Origin of the sequence: Rheinheimera oceanensis, from assembly GCF_018831085.1 — a bacterium.
Taxonomy (GTDB): domain Bacteria; phylum Pseudomonadota; class Gammaproteobacteria; order Enterobacterales; family Alteromonadaceae; genus Alishewanella; species Alishewanella oceanensis.
Map to the genome: position 1 here is coordinate 73,210 of NZ_JAGPNM010000010.1, position 19,329 is coordinate 92,538.

Below are 19,329 nucleotides of genomic sequence, written 5' to 3' on the forward strand. Positions count from 1 at the left end.
GTTATAACGCGTCTGACGCCTTATTCACCCCCAGTTTTTTCTCCAGCTTTTCTATTTTTTCCTGTGCTTGCTCGCGGTAACGGGTTAAGCGTTCAATAGTGGCGGCCGCGTTATCTTTAACAAAGCTGACTTGCTGCTCTAACTGGTTTTTCTGTTTCTGCAGTTTTTCCTGCTCTATTTGCATATCGTGCACTATATCGCGTTGCTGCTGCAGCTCTTCACGCAGTTGCTTAATGGTTTCACGCTGTTCGGCCTGATGGCCGGCAGTAATAGCGCTTTGTTCCTTCAGCATGGCATTGTTAGCTTTAAGCTGGGCCAGTGTAGCTTGAATATCGCCGCCGTCTGCTTCATCACTAACCTGAGCCTGTTGCATCGCATCGAGCTGTTGCTGCACTTTTTGTGCGGCTTCACGTTGCTCGGCTGCTTCACGCCGCGCGGCTTCGTGCTCTTTCTGCAGGTTGCTTAGCTGTTTTTCATAGGCGGTCAGTTGCTGCTGCAGTTTTTCCTGTTCGGCTATCTGCTGTGCAGACATTTCAGCGACAGCGGGCTGTATGCTTTCTGCTGCGTTGAGTTGCGCTTGTGCCTGCTCCAGTTTTGCCAGAGCATCATTACGCTCTGCTGTCAGCGTTTCCGTGTGCTGCTGCAGTTTAATCAGCTGCGCCTGAGCTGCATCGTGTGCAGCCTGCAGAGCAGCTTGTTGCTCCACTATTGCGCTATTGTCGGTTGTTGTACCTTGCTCTGCCGGTGTTTGTTGTAGCTGATTTAACTGTGCCTGCAGACGTTTGGTCAGGGCAACAGCCTGAGTTTCTGTTTTGGTGGCCTGGTGCAGTTTATTTTCAAATTCTTCCAGCATTGCCTGCAATTCCGTTACGTCGTGATCGCGGGTTTGCAAGTCTTGCAACGCCTTTTTATTGGCCTGTTGTGCCGCTTCCAGCGCAGCTTTTATGTTGGCCTCTGATTGCTGCAACATGTGTAACTGCTGCTCAGTTTGTTCAGCTGCTTTGGCTTTGCTTTGCAGAGGTTCCAGTTCTTGCTCGGCAGCTGCCAGCTCGGCCTGCAACAGTTGTAGTTTTTGCTGGTTACGCTGTTGTTCGTGTTGTAGTTGTTCTTCCAGTTCATCCTGTGCCTGTTGCAGGCTAATAACTTTTAACTGAATAGTTTCAGCTTGTTGTTGCGCCTGTTGCTGCGCTTGTTCAGCTGTGGCCAGTTGTTGCTGCAGGCCGGTAATGGCCTGCCGGGTTGTTGCCAGTTCCTGCTGCGCCATTGCCAGCGAGGCTTGTAATGTTTCAGACTGTTGCCGGGCGTCAGTCAGCTCTTGCTGCTGTTTTTGGGTTAGTTTAAGGGCCAGGTCGCGCTCTTCGGCCACGGTGGCATATTTTTCTGCCTGAGTGCTAAGTTGCTGTTGCTGTTGTTGTTGGCTGGTTTCAAGCTCGGCTTTACGCTGCTGTAGTTGTTGTAGTTCTTGTTGTAGTTCGCGGTTGTGTTCTGCCGCCAGCACTTCGGCCTGCATTGCCTGTTGTAGCTGTTGGTTAAGCTGATCGGTATGTTGTTTGGCGCGTAGTTCTGCTTCGTGTTGAAATGCGGCAACAAACTCGGGGCTAAACAGGCTTTCAGCGGATGTTTGAACCGGCGCCCGGTTGGCCTGTTCATTGCGCCATTTTTGGTAGTGCACCACCAGGCTGGCCTGTGCTCCGGGCACTTTGGAAATTAAATAATCTAAGGAAACCGGCTTGCCTGTTTTCTGTAACTCGTCACAGATTTTCTTAACGTCACTATATTGCGTCATAGTTTACTTATCCGACTGCCTGGGGTGGAAGTACAAAGAAATATCGTAGGTCAACGCTACAAAGATCAGTATTCTAAGCACTTTTCCGTTAAAACCAAATTTTTTATTACATTTTATTTGCATTGCGGTATTTAACTGACTAAATTACTGTATATAAAAACAGTTAGGTGTTGACTATGATCCTTTATATCGCAGAAAAACCCAGTTTAGGCCGGGCGATAGCCGCAGTACTGCCCAAACCGCAACATAAAGATAACGGTTTTATCCGATTGGCTAATGGCGATGTTGTTAGTTGGTGTGTTGGCCATTTGCTGGAGCAGGCCGAACCGGAAGATTATCACCCGGAGTATAAGCGCTGGCAAATTGCACAATTGCCGATAATCCCCGATAAGTGGCAGTTAAAAGTAAGAAAGTCTGCCGCGAGCCAGTTAAGTATATTAACAAAGCTGATTAAACAGGCCGATCAACTGGTGCATGCCGGCGATCCTGACCGCGAAGGCCAACTGCTGGTAGACGAAGTATTGGCTTACTGCGGCGTTAGCGGTAGCAAATTGGCAGCAACGCAGCGCTTGCTGATCAGCGATCTAAACCCTCCGGCAGTAAAACGGGCGCTGGCTCAGCTGCAACCAAATAAAGATTTTGTGCCCTTATCTACCTCAGCACTGGCACGCAGCCGCGCCGACTGGCTATATGGCCTGAATATGACACGGGCTTACACCTTGCAGGGGCAAAAAGCCGGTTATCAGGGAGTGTTGTCTGTTGGCCGGGTACAAACGCCCTTATTGGGGCTGGTGGTGCGGCGGGATCAGGATATTGCTGATTTTGTCACAAAGCCGTTTTATCAGGTGCTGGCAGAGGTAGAAACCGGCGACAAACAACGTTTTAGCGCCATGTGGCAACCCAGCGAGGCCTGTGCACCGTGGCAGGATGAAGACGGCCGGGTGTTGTTAAAAGCGTTAGCAGAAAAGGTGCAGCAAAAAATTACCGGCCAGCCGGCGCTGGTGAGTAATGTAGAGCAAAAAGAGCGTAAACAGCCGGCACCGCTGCCTTATAATCTGTCGGCGTTGCAAATTGACGCTGCCAAACGCTACGGCATGACAGCCCAGCAAGTGCTGGATAATTGCCAGCAGTTGTATGAGCGACACAAGCTTATTACCTACCCGAGATCGGACAGCCGACACTTGCCTCGCGGGCAGCTAAGCCGGGCTGCTGCGGTAACCGGTGCTATTGCGGCCAACGACAACCAGCTTAGTGCAGCTGTGCAGCAGGCCGATATGGCACTGATAAGCAAAGCCTGGAACGACAGTAAAGTTGAAGCGCACCACGCTATTATCCCGACAGAAAAACGCCAGGCGTTTGCCGGGCTTACCCAGGCAGAAAAACAGCTGTACTATCTGATTGCCCGCCAGTATCTGGCGCAGTTTTACCCAGCCTACTGCTATAACGAGGCAGTGGTTGAACTGACAATTGCCGGTGGTTTATTTCGTGCAAAAGCTAACACAGAGCTGTCTGCCGGCTGGAAGCAGTTATACCGCTCTGCTGGTAATCAGGAGGCAAGCCAAAAAAGCCAGCCAGACAATGAATTGATCCTGCATAGCCTGCCGCAACTGCATAAAGGCCAGCAATTACATTGCTACAACGCGCAGTTGCTGGAAAAACACACCCAGCCGCCACAGCCTTTTACCGATGCGACTTTACTGGCGGCAATGACAGGTATCAGCCGTTATGTCAGTGATCCGGCTATTAAAGCAGTATTACGTGAAACTGATGGCCTGGGTACTGAAGCCACCCGTGCCGGTATTATTGAACTGCTGTTTAAGCGCGGTTTTTTGCTGCGTCAGGGTAAGCAAATTAGGGCTACCGATACCGGTAAAGCATTAATTAAGGCTCTGCCACCACAGGCTGGCTTGCCGGATATGACAGCCCGCTGGGAGGCACAGTTAAGCCGTATCTGTCAGCGTGAAACCAGCTATCAGGCTTTTATGCAGCCGCTGCAAACCGAGCTTGGCCAACTAATTAGCCAGGCGGCATTGGTTACCCCTACCGGTTTACCCAAAGGCAAAGCCCGGCGCTGGGGCCGCCCCAAAGCTGTTAAACAAGGCACTAAACTAGCTACTGGAAAAACCACAGCTAACCGCCGGCCAAAGCCTGCTGTAACGAAAGCGTAATTAATTGTTATCTGGCTGGATTTTGCCACTTTAACTGCCTTAAGCTGCAACGCAGTTAAAACGGAGAATCCTGTAATGAAACGCAAGCTTATTAAAACCGCCGGGGCTGCTTTAGCCCTGCTTTGCAGTGCTGCTGGTAATGCCACTATTGTTGAAGTAACCACCAATATGGGCAAATTTGAAATTAACTTATTTGATGAGACTACGCCGGTAACTGTGCAGAACTTTCTTAGCTATGTGAATGCCGGGCGCTATAACGGTACCGTATTTCATCGTTCTGTACCGGGCTTTGTAGTTCAGGGCGGTGGTTTTACTTTCGATCAACAACTGCCGCTAAAGGCCGTTGCCACTTTTTCACCTATTGTGAATGAGCCTAAATGGTCAAACGTAAGGGCTACGGTGGCTATGGCCAAGCAGCCTAACAACCCAAACAGCGCGACTAACCAGTGGTTTATTAATTTGGCCAACAACAGTGCTGGCTCGCCGCGGCTGGATACACAAAACAGCGGTTTTACCGTGTTTGGCCAGATTACGTCGCAGGGTATGGAAGTAGTGGATGCCATTGCAGCCTTACCCCGTTTTTCATTTGATAATATCTGTGGCTTACCGACAGATCCTCCTTGCTTACCGCTGCGTAACTACACTTCGGATGACAGGGACGATAATAAGCCTCTGGTAGCGTCCAATTTGGTAACAATTGAAAGCATCGTTGTGGTTGATGCCCGTGTAAACACTGTTGCTGGCCTTAACCCGGTTGCTAATACTTCTGCCGGTGGTGGTAATAATAACGGTGATGGTGGCAGCTCAGGTAGTTTTGGCTGGTTAAGCTTGCTGGCAGGTATGTTGCTGGTAGCCAGAAGGCGGCTGCGTTAGCTGGCTGGCAGCGGGCACCGGTGTGTTGCCCGCTGATACCGGTGCTTTTTATTTAGCTAAAAAGGCGTAAGCGGTAAGAAAGGCGGTTTCCTGAAATACCTTTAAACCCGTGGCTTTAAAATCAACCGGTAACGGGTGGCGTTTTAGCTTCTCTTTCAGTTCAGTGGCGCTGAGCAGGCTGCAGTTGCAGCCGGCTATCAGTTGCAATGCGGCTTCAATTTTAAAACCTACTGCGCCTCCGGCGAACTTGCCTTTTTGTGGCCGCTCTTTAATAACCAACTGGGTAATCTGGTAATCCTCGATAAACTTAGCGAAAGTAAACTGAAAGTGGCGCATTTGCTGTTGATCCTGATCTTTACTCAGCGCAAAACGGTTTTGCCGGCAATCCGGTAAGTCGAACAGGCCATTTTTCAGGGTCATAAGGCAAATAATGGCTTCGCTGCCTTTAATTTCGATACCACAGGTACGCATTGGCAATCCTCTGCTTAGGGTTTGGTCAGGTTGTGCATCTGGTTTTCAATTATTGCACAGCTTTGCTTTAACGGCTCACCATACAAAAACGGGTTAAAATCGCCATTTTTGCAGTAATTTCGCTGAAATATCAGCAAATTGTCTATGCTACTGCTGGCTTTCTCCAGTTGTGTCCGCTGGCCTTCGCCCCATTGCTCAGACAATGCCAGCAATTGCTTACGTGTGGTGCGCAGTGCAGCTTCTTTGCTGTTGCCGGTTATAGCGGCTTTGTCTGCTATTAATGCAAATAGCTGTTCTTTATAGGGGCGGATCAGGTTGTGATCAGAAAAAGTGATTATCAGCAGAATAACAACAACCAGCCAAAACAACTTCTTCATCAGCTTCTACTCCGGTAAGCAATGGCGACATTGTAACGGATAGTACCGCGCGGCGCACGGGGCAGTTGCTAATATCTGTCAGCTGTATAGTAAGTTTACACTTTAACGAGTAGGTGTAAACCTGGTTAACACTTTGCTGTATTGTTTCAGGCCTGGCGCAGCGAAAATGCTACAGGCACGGATATTGCTTTGTTTCATGTCAAAAAATCAGCCGGGCAAACTGTTATACTTGGCAGTTGGCGTAACATGCAGTAACGGGGTTTTCCTTGGATCAGCAAAAAATAGACATTAAAAATATTCCGGTTCACGTTGAAGTACATAAGCCGGATAACAGCCATAGCGGGCATTATAACCCGCGTGACCGCATTTATGTGCGGGCGGTAAAAGGCTTGCATCAGGCAATACGGCGCTATATGGGTTTTGTGTTTATGGGGCTGTTTATGGTATTGCCCTGGCTGCAGTATGATGGTCACCAGGCTATACTGCTGGACATTACTGAGCAAAAGTTCAATATTTTTGCCCTGACATTATGGCCGCAGGATTTCACTATTCTGGCGTGGCTGTTTATTATTGCTGCTTATGCGTTGTTTTTTGTTACCGCGTTTTATGGCCGGGTATGGTGTGGTTACTTATGCCCGCAGTCTGTATGGACTTTTATTTTCATCTGGTTTGAAGAGAAAATTCAGGGTACCCGTAATCAGCGCATTAAGCTGGATAACGATGCCTGGTCTGTCGGTAAGTTTTTCAAAAAAGCCGCTACGCATTTCTGCTGGCTGGCATTCGCCCTGCTTACCGCACTGATTTTTGTCGGCTACTTTACTCCTGTCGGGCCGCTGTTTGTCCAGTTTTTTACCTTTGAAGCCAGCTTCTGGGCGGTAGTTTCCGTGCTGTTTTTTACCCTTTGTACCTACGGTAATGCCGGCTGGATGCGCGAAATTATGTGTACCCACATTTGCCCTTATGCCCGGTTTCAGTCGGCAATGTTTGATAAAGACACTTTTACCGTGACCTATGATGAAAAGCGCGGTGAAAACCGTGGCCCGCGTAGCCGCAAAGATAAAGACTACAAAGAAAAAGGCCTCGGAGACTGTATAGACTGTAACCTGTGTGTGCAGGTATGCCCAACCGGCATAGATATTCGCAACGGCCTGCAGTATGAGTGCATTAATTGCGGCGCCTGTATCGATGCCTGTGACGACACCATGAGCAAAATGGGCTACCCGCCGGGGCTTATCAGCTATACCACCGAGCACAGCTTAAATGGCAAGCCCACCAGGGTGCTAAGGCCAAAACTGCTGGGTTATATGCTGGTGCTTATTGCGGTCTGTGTGGCTTTCGCCTGGACACTGTACAGCCGGGTGCCGCTTGAAATGAACATTATCCGCGATCGTGGTGAGTTGTACCGTGAAACAAATGAAGGCCTGATTGAAAATACCTATACCCTGAGTATTTCTAACAAATCGCAGCATACGGTGCAGTTTGACCTTAGCGTCGCCGGTAGCGAAAGTTTTACCTGGATTGGCCCGCAACACGTTAGCATTAGTGCCGGTGAAACCCGCAGCGTACCGATAAGCCTGGCGCTGGATCCATACAGCACAGAGCAGCGTAGCCTGGAAATCCGCTTTACTGTGCAGCAGGCAGATAACCCGGATGTTAAACTGGCTCAGTCCACTACCTTTTTTGTTGGCCGCTAAGGAGCCTTATGACGGCCTTTGATTTTTCTACCTTACAGCCGGATCTGATTATTGATGCCCTGCAACAGTTGGGGCTGGATGTCAGTTCTGGCTTGTCGGCACTGAACAGCTATGAAAACCGTGTCTATCAATTCAGCGCCTATCAAGGCGGGGCGTTAAAGCCGGAAAAATTTGTCGTAAAATTTTACCGGCCAGAGCGCTGGAGCGTAGAGCAACTGCAGGAAGAGCACGACTTCGCCTTTGAGCTGGCCGCGGCTGATATTCCGCTGGTTGCACCGGTAAAAGTAAACGGGCAGTCATTGCTGCAGTATGGTGGCTACTACTTTGCCCTGTTCCCAAGCCGCGGTGGCCGTACGCTGGAAATTGACAACGATGAACAGCTAGCCATGCTGGGCCGTTTTCTTGGCCGCTTGCATCAGGTGGGCAAAGCCAAACCTTTTAGCCAGCGCCCGGCTTTTAGCATTGAAAGCCATTTGCTGCAAAGCCGTGAAGTGTTAAGCGCATTGCCGTTTATTCCGTCTTACCTGCGGGTGGCGTTTGACACTGTGCTGGATCAGGTTATTGCGCTTTGTGTTAAGCAGTACAAACCCGCCAGCCTGATACGGCTGCATGGTGATTGCCATGCCGGTAATTTGTTTTATGTCGACCAGGGCCCGTTTTTTGTTGATCTGGACGACTGTCGCAGTGGCCCGGCGATTCAGGATATCTGGATGATGTTGTCCGGTGACCGCCAGCAACAGCGCGATACGCTGGAGCTGATGCTGGAAGAATATGAGCAATACTGCGAATTTGACCCGACAGAGCTGAAATTAATTGAACCGCTACGGGCCATGCGTATGGTGCATTATATGGCCTGGCTGGCCCGGCGCTGGCAAGACCCGGCGTTCCCGATGAACTTTCCGTGGTTTGCTACAGACAAATACTGGGAACAACAATGTCTGGCATTAAAAGAACAACTTTATCTGTTGCAACAAGCACCACTTTCGCTAGTGCCAGACTACTGAGTTTTTGTTAAGCTGTGTGCCATCTGGTCTATTAAAGGACATAATCCGAAATGAAAAAGCTGTTATCTGTAATTGTGTTAACACTACTGTTGCCTTTTGCGGCTCAGGCTAAATTTGCACAGGGTAAACACTATGACGTGATCTCTGAAGAGAAAACCGCCAAGCCGGAAGTAAAAGAGTATTTTTCATTTTACTGCGGTGGCTGTAATGCGTTTGAACCAATAGCACAAAACATTGCTAAAAAGCTGCCCGAAGGTACTGAATTTAAAAAAGTGCACGTTGACTTTATCCGTGCGGCTTCACCAGAGTTGCAAAATACGCTGGCCCGCGCTTATGTGGTAGCAAAAAGCCAGGGTAAAGGCGATCAGATCGCCAGTGCTATTTTTAACCAGATCCACCGTAACCGTGCGCCGTTTTCCAATGAAAACGAGATCCGCAGCCTGGTGTTAATTCATGATATTGACGCCGACACCTATGATAAAGCGATGAAAAGCTTTGCCGTACGTGGTGCTGTTAATCAGATGAAAAAAGAGCAGGACGAGCTATCTGAAAAGCGTATTTTAACCGGCGTGCCTATGCTTGTCGTAAACGGTAAGTACAAAATTAATAATGCCGCGCTGGACTCGCGTAATTATGAAAAAGAAATGCAGGAACTGATTGATTTCCTGCTAAAAAAAGACGCTTAATAATTTTTATCACAGAGGGGCTGCCAGAGGCGGCCCTTTTTATCGCCTAGCGTGGCACATCAATACGTTGTTTTACGTATTTTAACTGCGCCACTATGGTAAAGGTCATGATCACCAGCAGTGACCACGAACTCCACTTACCTAAATGCACTACCGACCAGGCGCCGAGCTGGTTCGGGTAACTCCACAGCCCCATAAAAGTACTGATATTCTCCGCCAGCCAGATAAAAAAGCCCACCAGCACAAAGCCCAGTAACAGCGGCATGCTGCGCTCGCGATCCAGTGGCGTAAAGTACACTACTGTGCGGGCATAAAGCCCCAGTGTGGCAGCGGCAATATACCAGCGGTAATCACCAATATAGTGGTGGCTAAAAAAGTTGGCGTATATCAGCAGTGCCACCAGCACCGCCATCCAGTACGGCGGATGGTGTACAACCCGTTGCTGCATTAAACGCCAGCTCTGAATAATATAACTGCCCACAGCGGCATACATAAAACCGGCAAACAGTGGCACGCCAAATACTTTAGTATACGCAAAATCGGGGTAACTCCAGGACTGAATAGCGCCCGAGGTTTTAAACACCTCCAGCGCAAAACCAACCAGGTGGAATAAACAAATGGCTTTTAGCTCATCGACGGTTTCCAGTTTGCTCCACACCATCCAGTACTGAATTAACAGCGCCAGAATAAGCAAGACATCATAACGTGGTATGCCCAGCAGACCGGCGCGCGGCACCAGCAGCACCGATGCAAAAAACAAGGCCACAAATAAACAGGCCCGCGCCTGCTTTAAGCCAAAAAACCAGAATTCCCAGCAAAAGCGGCGAAAGCCGTTGGTACCGGCTGGCGGGGTAACCTGCATTAACCAAAGGTCGAGCCGGTTAACGGCAGCAACAGAAAAAGATGACATAGGCAGTCCCTGGCAACGTATTAGCTAAAATTAACCTGCTATAACACTGCAGGCAAGGGCTTATGCTAAAGTAGCTGCCTGAATAAAAGCTGAGCAAGGCTATGAAAATACTACCTATATCAGCCGCAGGCTTTGGTGATGCAACCGCTTGCATCCGCGTGTATATCGCTAACCGGCCGCCAATGGCAGAGTACGCGGACTTAGTGACAATGCAGCCGCTGCACAGTGGCGAAACAGAGCTGATCAACCGAGCTTGTGGCAATGGCTGGCGCAAGGTATTCAATGTGTATGCCAAGTTATTGTTTGCGCTGGATACTAAGCAGTTTGCCTTTGCACAGCAAGCCGGTAGCTGGCAGCAATACCGTGAGCAATATTTATTGCAGGCCGGTAGCAATACCGCGTTAATTTTTAATGCGCCGGATCTTAAGCCGGCAATGAAAACCGTGCATATTATCGCCGGGCGTACCCACGCCAAAGCTTTGCTGGAGGCAGGTTTAGCGGCACAGCTTAGCTGGCTGAATAACGAATTTGCCGTGGATAAACATAACCGGGTGTTAGTATGCCCTTACTTTGACTACCGGCAGCTTAATAACGAAAAGCTGGCTTTTCTTGCACAACTGATAAAGGCATTGGATGAATAACACGCATTTACTGACACAACTACAGCAACTTTGCGCTGTACTGCAGCCTTGTCAGTTTGGCGTGGGCGGCAGTTGCCTGTTATGGCAACTCGGGCTGGAAGCTAAACCGAACGATATTGATATTGTGTGTACCGAACAGGATTTTGCCGTTATATGCCAGGTGTTGCAGCCGCAGTTTTCGCTGCAGATAACACCGGCGCACCCGGATTATGCTTCTGCACATTTTGCCCGTTTTTGTCGTGACGGCTGGCCCGATATTGAACTCATGGCTGGTATAGCGGTAAAAAAGGCTGATGTAATCACTAACTGGCAATTTAATCCGCAGCGTTGCCACTGGCAAGACAGTATCTGCTGGATGCCGCCGGCCGACTGGCTGCAATTGTATCAGTTGTTTAACCGGCCACAGCGGGTAGCGCAGCTTAAAGCTTACTTGCTGCAGTTAACAGCACAAAGTATTTAAGCTGATACGCTTTGTCTCTGCCATACGCTTAGCTAAGGTATTTAACGATGGCTTATGATTTTGCCCAGATACTGTTATCGGTTTTATCTGCCCGCCTTTGAGCCGCACGTGCCAGTAACCAGAACAATACCGCCAGTAATATCGTTGTACCTTCTACCATAAAGCGTAAGACGTTACCGTCTGATAAAGACGCCAGGAAAAACTGGCCACTGTGATACCAGGCTGCAAAAGGTATTAGCAAGGTTAACAGTGCCGTTAAATACAATAATTCTGTACCGGCTTTGGCCGGCTGGCGCAGAAAAGCCCAGCCCAAAGCCGCAAAAAACATACTGAAATACACGGTTTTATGCCAGGGTTCTGCCAGCAATATACCGGCGATAAACAACGCTGAAATACCGGCCATTGCGCCCAAACACACACCAAGCGTAAGCGAGGCCATCAGCCTTATTTTGGCCGGTTGCGTGGTGCTGTTGCGCCGGCGCACCTCCAGCCAAAGCAGGTTGCCGGTGTAAAACAGCAAAGCGCCTGCCAGGCCTAAGATAAAATACAGCCACTTGGAAGCATAGCCGGCAAAATCACCATAATGCAGGTTTTGTAAACCACGCAGAAAAGTTGTGCCGGGACGGAACTGCTTTGGTGTTTGTACTCCCAACAGTTCGCCGCTGCTGCTGTTTAACACCACTACCGCCCTTTGCGTAAGCGTTGGTGATGGCAAATCGCCATAGATGGTAACCGTGCCATTGGCATCGCCGGCATCATGGTAAAACAGCATCTCAGCCTGCATTTCTGGCACGTGTTGCGCAGCTATGGCCAGCAAAGTGTGTGGTGGTAACAACGGGGCAGCAATACCTGCAGGTTCAACATGGGTGACGACATCGAAGTCGGGCTTCAGTATTTGCAGCAGTTTGCCGTCAAACACCACAAACTGAAACGGCGCCAGCATTAAGAAACCGATGGTTAGCACTGCGCCGCTCCAGGCAAAAATAATATGAAACGGCAGCGACAGTACACCAATAAGATTATGTGTATCCTGCCACAGCCGTTTGGTGCTCTGGGCTAATCGTAGCGCAAACAAATCTTTAATAAATACCGGCGCGTAAATAACTATGCCACTGACCAGCGCCAGGCCATATAAAATGCAGACTAAACCAAACAGGTATAAACCCGCCTGGCGCGGCAAGCCGGCCGTAAAATGCAGATCATAGATCAGGCTGATAAAATCCTGTCTGGCTGTTTGCTGTTGCAGTTGTTGCTGGCTGCCGGCAACAAACTTGTATTGGGTGGCGCTGTCGCTGTCATACCAGAGCAGCGACAGATCGGTACCATGTGCGCCCGGCAGGATCAGGTTAAAGCCATGTGCCGCTTCCGGGTATTGCTGCAGTACCTGTTCAATAAGAGGTTGTGCCTGTTGTAGCTGAGCAGGGGGGGCAGAGGGCTGAATGCTGGCATGCCACTGTTGCAACTCGTGCACAAACACCGACACTGCACCGGCATAAAACGCAATAAACAGTAGCAGGCCGGTAAGTAAGCCGGTCCAGGTATGCAGGTTGCGAAAAGTTTTTTGGGTTATAACCTTCATTTATACCGCCGTGCCGGTTGTTTTTAGCAGCCATAATGCGGCATAACTGAGGATGGTTAAGCTGCTTACCAGCAGCCATAACCGTTTTCCGCTGCGGCTTAAGTACATTAGCGCCATTACAGCAACCCATAATGGAAAAGTAAGCAATAACCACATCAAAACAGCCTGTTGTGCGGTACCGGGAAATAACAACGCCAGTATGCCAACCCAGGCAATAGTAAGTGGCAAGCCGAACAATGCGGCTGCCCAATGTTTAGCTGCCATACTTTGCCTTTTTAAGTAATGCAATTAACGGTAGCAATAGCCAAACCAGCATTAACCAGGCTAATGCCAGATAACAGGCTGGCCAGAAACCATAGCCTGGTGTCAGTAGCAGCACACCCGCCAGCAAGTTACAGACAATAATGCCGCCAAGCCACAGAGTACGGGGTTTACGGCGTATTAATTGCTGCTGCGGTGCCAGCATATACACCGCCAGGGCAGTGATACTCAGACAGATTAAAGCCGGCAGTAACGTCATAATGCTGTTACCACTACCATTGCCATTGCACACCGGCGCCAATGACTCTGGGTGCACCAAGGATCGCCACCGGCTCATCAGGCCAACGGTACTGCTGATAACCTTTATCAAACAGGTTATTGATAAACAGATAAGCTGACCAGTTGGTTTGGTCATAACTTAGCCGGGTATTAAACAGTGTTCTGGATGACAGCCATAACGTACTGTCGCGTGGGCCGGTACTGACTTTACTGCGAAAGTTACCGTTGACATTAAGTGCCCAGTTATCCGCCAGATACCAGTTTATCCCTGCGGCTGCGGTATGACGCGGTGCGTAAGCAAAAGGCTGTCCGGAAAAGTTGTTGATAATAGCGTCTGCTATAGTATCAAACTCGTCGTATTGCGTTTTTGAATAGGCATAAGAGCCATACCAGTCGAGCTGGTTATTCAGCCGCTGGCGCAGCTCGAACTCTGCGCCATACAAATGTGACTTACCGGCATTAACGGTGTGGCTGTCGAAGTTATTAATACCAAAATTGGCTATAACCTGCTTATCTGTCCAGTCGATGTAGTACAGGTTACTGTTAATAGTCAGGTTTTGCCTGGGCCAGTTACTGCGCCAGGCCAGTTCATAGTTAGTGGTGTATTCCGGTTCATAAGCAAATACTTCGCCGCGGGCAATATTGTAAGAACTGCCACCCGAGCGGTAGCCGCGCTGTACCGTAAATGCCATTGATTGCTCTGGGTGATAAGACCAGCGCACGCCCAGCTTAGGCAAGAATGCAGTAAAGTCGCGGCTGCTGGCCGGTGCATTGCTGCTGGCGTCATCTACCATCGCCAATACAGCAGCGTTAATACCAGTGAATATTGTATGCAATGCCGATCCCGGCTGGCCGTAGTTAGCCGGATCTGGCAGTGTGCCGGCAAATACAGCCGTGGTATCTGACTGATAATCATATTGTTCTTTATCCAGCCGGGCTCCGGCAAGCAGGGCCCATTGCGCCGATAACTGATACTCACCATCAAAAAACACTGCCAGATTTTCAGATTGGGTTGGGGCTTTACTCTGGTAGTCTACCGGGATCAGCGGCAGTTCACTGGCATATAGCGCAGCCAGTTGTGCTGCGGTAGTGCTGTCCAGGCCATTACCCTGCAATACTGCTCTGATTGTTCCTACCGGAGTAATGACATTGCTAAGGGTGGTAGTCAGGGTATCGTTTTCCCGCTTCGACCAGTAGCCGCCAACCAACCCCTGCAGTTTATCGCCGCTATAATGCAGCCGCAGCTCCTGAGACAGTGTATCGTGCAGCCCGCTGATATTACCGAAAGAGATATTTTGCTCTGTTTGATCGGTATCATAAGTACGGTTTACGTCAGAGCGGCTTTTAGCAGTAACAGCAGACAATGCCCACTGCCCGTCGAGCTGGTAGTCGAGCTCCAGCGTGGTGATATCCGTTACGATATCGGTACTGCCTTTGGCGTCTGATCTGTTGATACGGTCATCATAATAATTGCCAGCGCTAATATCGCTGTAGACATACATATAGGGGCCGTCGCGGTCATCGCGCATATGGCTTAATCTGGCGGTAAACCCCGGCAAGGCTGATGGTGTCCACAATAACTTAATACGCCCCTGCAGGGAGTCAACCGCATCTTCCGGCTCGTTACGGGTAACATTATGTACAAAGCCATCAAAATCCCGTTTTTCCAGTGCTACTCTAAAGGCCAGTTCATCCTTTATTAACGGGCCGCCACCGGCAACCGCGATGCGCCGATCTGAAGGATCAGACCACTGCACTCTGGCTTTACCGGTCCAGTCCATTGTTGGCTCTGCTGAACGCATAATAATGGCGCCGGCCAGTGCATTCTCGCCCTGAATGGTAGACTGCGGGCCACGCATAACCTCTACCTGAGCAATATCCCATAAATCAGTCGGGCCGGAATCGCTGATCTGGCTGGACAATGCGGCGCCGTCCAGATAAATAGTTGCCAGTGGGTTAGAGGCTCCGGCTTCGTCTGCTATACCGCGGATAGTAAAACCCCGGCTGCCATACATGGCAGAAACGTTGGCGGTGCGGTTCAAGATATCGTCCAGGTTTTGCAGGTTTTCCTGTTCAATTCTCAATGCGGTGGTTACAGCAACACTACTGGAAGTGTCCTGCAGCGAACGAGCGGTTTTTTCGCCACGTACAGTAATGGTTTCAATCTGGCTTTCTTGCAGGGGCTGCTGAGCCTGTGTGGCTAATGGCAGGCATAGGCAGGCCATTAAAGCAGAAAGGTTAAAGCGTTTAGTTGGTACTGACATTTAATTTCCACGCGCTGGTAAGCCGGTTTGTTTTATAAAGGCTAACGCTAATGATAATAAATCTCAATAACAATTTGTTGCTGCGGGCTAAATTTGTTGCCTTAAACACGCCTGGTAGTATTTATACGGGCGATTATTGTGTGGCAGTGGTTAAATAAATGGGCATGTCAGTATGCCCACTTTGTTAATCGGCTATTTCTACTGCTGTCGGGTAAAGCTGGTATGCATCGGGTTCATCTTCGCCTTGTGGCCATAACCGCACAGTACCGGTGGCGTAAGCGGTTTTGCCTTTTGCGCTTAGCGGAAACACCATATCGCCATCACGCACTTTAATGCGGAACGGCCCCTGGTCACTGTTTGCGGTAAATTTCATCCAGCAGCCTTGTTTGCTGCATACCGAGTCTATTTTACCGCTGAGCGTAACCACTTTATCCTGATAGCTTGCAGGCTGTACCAGTAATTGTTCAACCGGTATTGCTGCTGTTTTATCAACTGCGGCACCAAATAGTGTGGCGGCCTGAGCAGTAAATATCAGGCCGGCAATAGTCACTGCCAATAGTGTTTTTAACATAGTTATTCTCCCTGTCAGATGCCGTATTCTGGCGCAATAGTGTAAAAAAGCAAATGTAGCGAGCTGGGGTAATGTTGAGGTTTATATTATGTATGTTGAACTGCGGGCTGATGGTTTGTTACCAGCGGAACAATAACGGCATAATTTTTTGCACTGCGCCTTTTTGCTTTTACCGCCTTAATCGTAATGAGTTTGGTTGGTTTATTTATGATAATGCTTAAAAAGTAAACATTTGGTTTGTTTTTTTGAATTTAATTTGTGTTTTTATTTTACATTTTTATTTCCCGCCGTTAGTATGCGCGCCGCAATTACCAACTTAGGGAATAAAAACAATGACGTTAAAGTATGTATTACCTGTTATCGCACTGGCCGCTTCTGCAACTGTAGCTGCAGAAGAGTATCAGTTATTCACAGGAGTGAATGCTGATCATATTCGTGTAAGCGGTAATAACGAAACTAACTGGGGTTTAAACGGTACTTATTTCTTCGATAAAAAAGTCACCTTAGGCCCGTTAGATCAGTTTGAATACATTAACAAAGTAACTAACGTTTCTGCATCTTTTAGCCGTGTATTTGACACTAACGTCTGGGGTGTCGGCGGTGAATATTTTGCTGAAAACGGACTGGTGGTTTCTGCCGCACACAGCCGCGCCAGCGGTGACTATATCAACGAAATTGGCTTGGGTTACCTGGTGTCAGATAACTTTATTGTGCGTGCCCGTGCAGTGAAACCAGAAGATGAAAGCACCGCTTACCTGTTCTCTGCCAGCTACAACTACCAACTGCAGGGTAACGACTATGTTGGTTTTACTGCCAGCGTAGACGACGAGTTTGATTATTTCAGCTTAAGCAGCAAGTACTTTGCCAGCCTGAACGAAGGCCGTTACATTGCAGTAGGCGTAGCCCTGGCCGACAACGACGGCAGCTCAAGCTGGGCAGCTGAAGCCGATTACTACTTCAGCAAAATGACTTCAGTTGGCCTGTCTTATGACAAAGCTGACAACTACGGCCTGAGTGCCAAGCACTTCTTTAACGCCAACTGGGCGTTAGAAGCGCGTTTTGCCAGCAACACTGACACCTCAGCACTTAAAATCTACAGCTTAGGCGTTACCGGCCAGTTCTAATTTCCTCTGGTAGTTACACTAGTGTTTTTGGGGCAACAGTTGTTGCCCCTTTTTTTATTGGCTTTTTGTTATTTCTGCACATTTAGGCTATTATTTGTGCATAAATAACAGTGGGGGGGCTATGAGCGCATTATTACAGCCGGTTAGCCGTGCCGATGAAGTGCTGGCTAAGGCAGTACTGAATGCTGCTGAACAGCTGGGGCTGAAGCAGGCGGAGCTGGCAGCGGTATTGGGTATACACCGTACAGCGGTCAGCCGGTTAAAGTACAACCTGTCGCTGGAGCCGGAGTCAAAACAGGGCGAACTGGCTTTATTACTTATTCGTGTTGCCCGTGCAGTATATGCCCTTACCGGTGGCGATACCGATTGGATAAAGCACTTTATGCACTCGCCTAATCAGCTTACCGGCGGGGTGCCGGCACAGCAGGTGCAAAGTGTGCACGGCTTAATGCAGGTACTGTATGTGGTCGATGCTTTACGGGGCAAGCAGTGATCTGGCAGGCTTGCAACGGTGAGCAGCATCTGACCCGTTTGTCCGGCCATCTGTTTCGTCTGGTAGCAAGCCAGGAGCAGGCAGCAACACTTAGCCTGGTAGATAACCTGCAGGAGCAAGTGTTACTGGAGCAACTGCTTGAAGGCACCAAACCCGTCGTGCCGCCCGCGGCCCGGCACTTACATTATCTGTTAAAAACACCGTTTCGTTACCCGCCATTAAAGTGGGGCTCACGCTTTGGCAGCATGCACGAGCCTGGCATTTTTTACGCTGGTTGTTCAGTCGCAGTAACCCTGGCGGAGTCTGCTTACTATCGGTTACTGTTCTGGCAGTCAATGCCTGCCCCGCCACCTAAACCAATACTACGAACTGCCCATACCTTATTTAGTGCACCCTATCAGACCGACCGTGGTATAGCCTTGCACCAGCCTCCCTTTACATCGCATCAGGCCATGCTGACCAGTAAAACCGACTACCAGCACACTCAACAGCTGGGTACTGCTATGCGTAATAGCGGCGTTGAAGCCTTTGAATATCAATCGGCCCGTGCTGCAGGTATTGAATATTGCGTTGGCCTGTTCACCCCCGCTGCTTTTATTACCAACCAGCCAGAGCAAAGCAGCCAGTGGTTATGCGAACTTAGCGCACAGCAGGTGGTATTTAAACAGCACGGCGAAACGCAGTTACATGCCTTTAGCGCAGAACAGTTTTGGGTTGAAGGTAAATTGCCGTTACCGGCGTGATAAGCTGTGCAATAACGTGGTGAAATAAGCTACGTTAGCAGACTGAATATGTAAAACGCATATAAGGAAAAAAGAGTGGCGGTATCACACTGGACCAGACAGCAAAGTTTAGTGGCATTTAGTTTGTATTGCCGCCTACCTTTTGGCCGCTTTCATGCTAGAAATCCAGAGATTATTCAGTACGCACATATAATCGGCCGCACACCTTCAGCACTGGCGATGAAGTTGTCCAATATCGCCAGTTTAGATCCGGCCATCACGTCGACGGGCCGCTCGGGTTTAACCGGAGCTTCAGCTACGGATAAAGCTCTGTGGCAAGAAATGCAGCAAGACTGGGCCGCTTTTGCTATTGCCATGGCGCAAGCCGAGCAGGAGATTTGTCCAGAGACTTTGCTAACCGCTGTTGACGACCCTTATAAGGTAAGTACCTCAAAAATCGCCGAAGTAAAAGTACGCATTGGCCAGCAATTTTTCCGCAACGCGGTATTAAGTGCTTACAACCAGCGTTGTTGTATTAGCGGTTTGGCTAATCCTAAATTATTAGTCGCCAGTCATATCGTGCCATGGAGCGCAGACGAACATAACCGACTAAATCCACATAACGGTTTAGCATTGTCGGCGTTACATGATAGAGCTTTTGACTTGGGTTTAATTACTGTAGATGAAGACTATCGGGTAGTCGTGTCTAACCAAGGCAGTGGCAAAGACGACCTGTTTTTTAATGTGGCAATTGCGAGTTTTCATGGCAAACCCATTGCTTTACCAGAAAAGTTTTACCCTGCAGCACAGTTTTTAGCCTTTCATCGCGAGCACATTTTTCAGCAAGCCTGACAGCCGTTTTACACTTTTATGCGCATAAAAATGTAAAAAACCAACACTTTTCTGCGCATAAAAGTGTAGTTTTAAACAAATCTCAGTTAATACCTCAATGTAGAAGAAAATCTT

At 49.0% G+C, this 19,329-nt stretch carries 20 protein-coding genes; 11 read left to right on the forward strand and 9 right to left on the reverse strand.

Translation table 11 applies throughout. The features are described 5' to 3' along the window. Position 1: 1 nt before the first annotated feature. A complete protein-coding gene (locus tag J3B89_RS18050) occupies positions 2 to 1,786 on the reverse strand; it encodes a coiled-coil domain-containing protein (protein ID WP_215399017.1) in 1,785 nt (594 codons plus the stop codon). Between the two features lie 176 nt (positions 1,787 to 1,962). On the opposite strand from J3B89_RS18050, the gene J3B89_RS18055 reads away from it, so the two are divergent. Both J3B89_RS18055 and J3B89_RS18060 read left to right on the forward strand, forming a co-directional pair. Next, complete coding sequence (locus J3B89_RS18055; protein ID WP_215399016.1) at positions 1,963 to 3,954, forward strand: DNA topoisomerase III; 1,992 nt, start codon at positions 1,963 to 1,965, stop codon at positions 3,952 to 3,954. Between the two features lie 75 nt (positions 3,955 to 4,029). Continuing rightward, positions 4,030 to 4,827 carry a peptidylprolyl isomerase gene (locus J3B89_RS18060; protein WP_215399015.1) on the forward strand — a complete coding sequence of 266 codons (798 nt, stop codon included), beginning with the start codon at positions 4,030 to 4,032 and terminating at the stop codon, positions 4,825 to 4,827. A gap of 48 nt (positions 4,828 to 4,875) precedes the next feature. On the opposite strand, the gene J3B89_RS18065 is transcribed toward J3B89_RS18060, so the two are convergent. Both J3B89_RS18065 and J3B89_RS18070 read right to left on the reverse strand, forming a co-directional pair. After that, positions 4,876 to 5,298: a DUF3010 family protein gene (locus J3B89_RS18065; RefSeq protein ID WP_215399014.1), complete on the reverse strand. Its 423-nt coding sequence runs from the start codon at positions 5,296 to 5,298 to the stop codon at positions 4,876 to 4,878. Positions 5,299 to 5,312: 14 nt separating this feature from the next. Continuing rightward, a complete protein-coding gene (locus J3B89_RS18070; protein ID WP_215399013.1) occupies positions 5,313 to 5,675 on the reverse strand; it encodes a hypothetical protein in 363 nt (120 codons plus the stop codon). Between the two features lie 266 nt (positions 5,676 to 5,941). On the opposite strand from J3B89_RS18070, the gene ccoG reads away from it, so the two are divergent. Genes ccoG through J3B89_RS18085 form a run of 3 tightly spaced genes read left to right on the forward strand, consistent with a single transcriptional unit; the run spans position 5,942 to position 9,059 of the window. Continuing rightward, complete coding sequence (gene ccoG / locus J3B89_RS18075) at positions 5,942 to 7,369, forward strand: cytochrome c oxidase accessory protein CcoG (protein ID WP_215399012.1); 1,428 nt, start codon at positions 5,942 to 5,944, stop codon at positions 7,367 to 7,369. An 8-nt stretch (positions 7,370 to 7,377) separates the two neighbouring features. Then, positions 7,378 to 8,373 (forward strand): serine/threonine protein kinase, encoded by a 996-nt coding sequence (locus J3B89_RS18080; RefSeq protein WP_215399011.1) that lies wholly within the window; start codon positions 7,378 to 7,380, stop codon positions 8,371 to 8,373. Between the two features lie 50 nt (positions 8,374 to 8,423). Further along, positions 8,424 to 9,059: a thiol:disulfide interchange protein DsbA/DsbL gene (locus J3B89_RS18085; protein WP_215399010.1), complete on the forward strand. Its 636-nt coding sequence runs from the start codon at positions 8,424 to 8,426 to the stop codon at positions 9,057 to 9,059. 46 nt (positions 9,060 to 9,105) lie between these two features. Here J3B89_RS18085 and J3B89_RS18090 read toward each other — a convergent pair whose 3' ends face one another. After that, on the reverse strand, positions 9,106 to 9,969 hold the full coding sequence (locus J3B89_RS18090) for a DUF817 domain-containing protein (protein ID WP_215399009.1): 864 nt from the start codon (positions 9,967 to 9,969) through the stop codon (positions 9,106 to 9,108). A gap of 101 nt (positions 9,970 to 10,070) precedes the next feature. Between J3B89_RS18090 and J3B89_RS18095 the strand changes: the two genes are divergently transcribed. After that, complete coding sequence (locus J3B89_RS18095) at positions 10,071 to 10,610, forward strand: DUF6942 family protein (RefSeq protein WP_215399008.1); 540 nt, start codon at positions 10,071 to 10,073, stop codon at positions 10,608 to 10,610. Continuing rightward, entirely contained in the window at positions 10,603 to 11,070 is a 468-nt protein-coding gene (locus J3B89_RS18100) for a hypothetical protein (protein ID WP_215399007.1), read from the forward strand. Before J3B89_RS18095 ends, J3B89_RS18100 begins: the two co-directional genes overlap by 8 nt. A gap of 52 nt (positions 11,071 to 11,122) precedes the next feature. On the opposite strand, the gene J3B89_RS18105 is transcribed toward J3B89_RS18100, so the two are convergent. From J3B89_RS18105 to J3B89_RS18125, 5 genes are all read right to left on the reverse strand, one after another. Continuing rightward, positions 11,123 to 12,649 (reverse strand): PepSY-associated TM helix domain-containing protein, encoded by a 1,527-nt coding sequence (locus J3B89_RS18105; RefSeq protein WP_215399006.1) that lies wholly within the window; start codon positions 12,647 to 12,649, stop codon positions 11,123 to 11,125. Next, positions 12,650 to 12,913: a hypothetical protein gene (locus J3B89_RS18110; RefSeq protein ID WP_215399005.1), complete on the reverse strand. Its 264-nt coding sequence runs from the start codon at positions 12,911 to 12,913 to the stop codon at positions 12,650 to 12,652. It lies immediately after the preceding gene. Further along, positions 12,903 to 13,169: a hypothetical protein gene (locus J3B89_RS18115; protein WP_215399004.1), complete on the reverse strand. Its 267-nt coding sequence runs from the start codon at positions 13,167 to 13,169 to the stop codon at positions 12,903 to 12,905. Before J3B89_RS18115 ends, J3B89_RS18110 begins: the two co-directional genes overlap by 11 nt. Before the next feature lie 13 nt (positions 13,170 to 13,182). After that, positions 13,183 to 15,453, reverse strand: a complete 2,271-nt coding sequence (locus J3B89_RS18120) for a TonB-dependent receptor (protein WP_215399003.1) — start codon at positions 15,451 to 15,453, stop codon at positions 13,183 to 13,185. A gap of 184 nt (positions 15,454 to 15,637) precedes the next feature. Beyond that, positions 15,638 to 16,024, reverse strand: coding sequence for a DUF4920 domain-containing protein (locus J3B89_RS18125; protein ID WP_215399002.1), 387 nt, complete (start codon positions 16,022 to 16,024; stop codon positions 15,638 to 15,640). Between the two features lie 332 nt (positions 16,025 to 16,356). Between J3B89_RS18125 and J3B89_RS18130 the strand changes: the two genes are divergently transcribed. The 4 genes from J3B89_RS18130 (at position 16,357) to J3B89_RS18145 (ending at position 19,215) form a co-directional block, all read left to right on the forward strand. Beyond that, positions 16,357 to 17,148 carry a putative porin gene (locus J3B89_RS18130; protein ID WP_215399001.1) on the forward strand — a complete coding sequence of 264 codons (792 nt, stop codon included), beginning with the start codon at positions 16,357 to 16,359 and terminating at the stop codon, positions 17,146 to 17,148. A gap of 121 nt (positions 17,149 to 17,269) precedes the next feature. Continuing rightward, on the forward strand, positions 17,270 to 17,641 hold the full coding sequence (locus J3B89_RS18135; protein WP_215399000.1) for an MbcA/ParS/Xre antitoxin family protein: 372 nt from the start codon (positions 17,270 to 17,272) through the stop codon (positions 17,639 to 17,641). Beyond that, positions 17,638 to 18,384 carry an RES family NAD+ phosphorylase gene (locus J3B89_RS18140; RefSeq protein WP_215398999.1) on the forward strand — a complete coding sequence of 249 codons (747 nt, stop codon included), beginning with the start codon at positions 17,638 to 17,640 and terminating at the stop codon, positions 18,382 to 18,384. The genes J3B89_RS18135 and J3B89_RS18140 overlap by 4 nt, the downstream gene beginning before the upstream one ends. A gap of 75 nt (positions 18,385 to 18,459) precedes the next feature. Further along, a complete protein-coding gene (locus tag J3B89_RS18145; RefSeq protein ID WP_215398998.1) occupies positions 18,460 to 19,215 on the forward strand; it encodes an HNH endonuclease in 756 nt (251 codons plus the stop codon). Positions 19,216 to 19,329: the final 114 nt, after the last annotated feature.

Coding starts and splice junctions, on each gene's coding strand:
- J3B89_RS18070 (WP_215399013.1), bottom strand. CDS start 5,675: ATGAAGAAGTTGTTTTGGCTGGTTGTTGTTATTCTGCTGATAATCACT.
- J3B89_RS18050 (WP_215399017.1), bottom strand. CDS start 1,786: ATGACGCAATATAGTGACGTTAAGAAAATCTGTGACGAGTTACAGAAA.
- J3B89_RS18125 (WP_215399002.1), bottom strand. CDS start 16,024: ATGTTAAAAACACTATTGGCAGTGACTATTGCCGGCCTGATATTTACT.
- J3B89_RS18130 (WP_215399001.1), top strand. CDS start 16,357: ATGACGTTAAAGTATGTATTACCTGTTATCGCACTGGCCGCTTCTGCA.
- J3B89_RS18065 (WP_215399014.1), bottom strand. CDS start 5,298: ATGCGTACCTGTGGTATCGAAATTAAAGGCAGCGAAGCCATTATTTGC.
- J3B89_RS18120 (WP_215399003.1), bottom strand. CDS start 15,453: ATGTCAGTACCAACTAAACGCTTTAACCTTTCTGCTTTAATGGCCTGC.
- J3B89_RS18055 (WP_215399016.1), top strand. CDS start 1,963: ATGATCCTTTATATCGCAGAAAAACCCAGTTTAGGCCGGGCGATAGCC.
- J3B89_RS18110 (WP_215399005.1), bottom strand. CDS start 12,913: ATGGCAGCTAAACATTGGGCAGCCGCATTGTTCGGCTTGCCACTTACT.
- J3B89_RS18100 (WP_215399007.1), top strand. CDS start 10,603: ATGAATAACACGCATTTACTGACACAACTACAGCAACTTTGCGCTGTA.
- J3B89_RS18095 (WP_215399008.1), top strand. CDS start 10,071: ATGAAAATACTACCTATATCAGCCGCAGGCTTTGGTGATGCAACCGCT.
- J3B89_RS18135 (WP_215399000.1), top strand. CDS start 17,270: ATGAGCGCATTATTACAGCCGGTTAGCCGTGCCGATGAAGTGCTGGCT.
- J3B89_RS18115 (WP_215399004.1), bottom strand. CDS start 13,169: ATGACGTTACTGCCGGCTTTAATCTGTCTGAGTATCACTGCCCTGGCG.
- J3B89_RS18080 (WP_215399011.1), top strand. CDS start 7,378: ATGACGGCCTTTGATTTTTCTACCTTACAGCCGGATCTGATTATTGAT.
- J3B89_RS18090 (WP_215399009.1), bottom strand. CDS start 9,969: ATGTCATCTTTTTCTGTTGCTGCCGTTAACCGGCTCGACCTTTGGTTA.
- J3B89_RS18105 (WP_215399006.1), bottom strand. CDS start 12,649: ATGAAGGTTATAACCCAAAAAACTTTTCGCAACCTGCATACCTGGACC.
- J3B89_RS18060 (WP_215399015.1), top strand. CDS start 4,030: ATGAAACGCAAGCTTATTAAAACCGCCGGGGCTGCTTTAGCCCTGCTT.
- J3B89_RS18085 (WP_215399010.1), top strand. CDS start 8,424: ATGAAAAAGCTGTTATCTGTAATTGTGTTAACACTACTGTTGCCTTTT.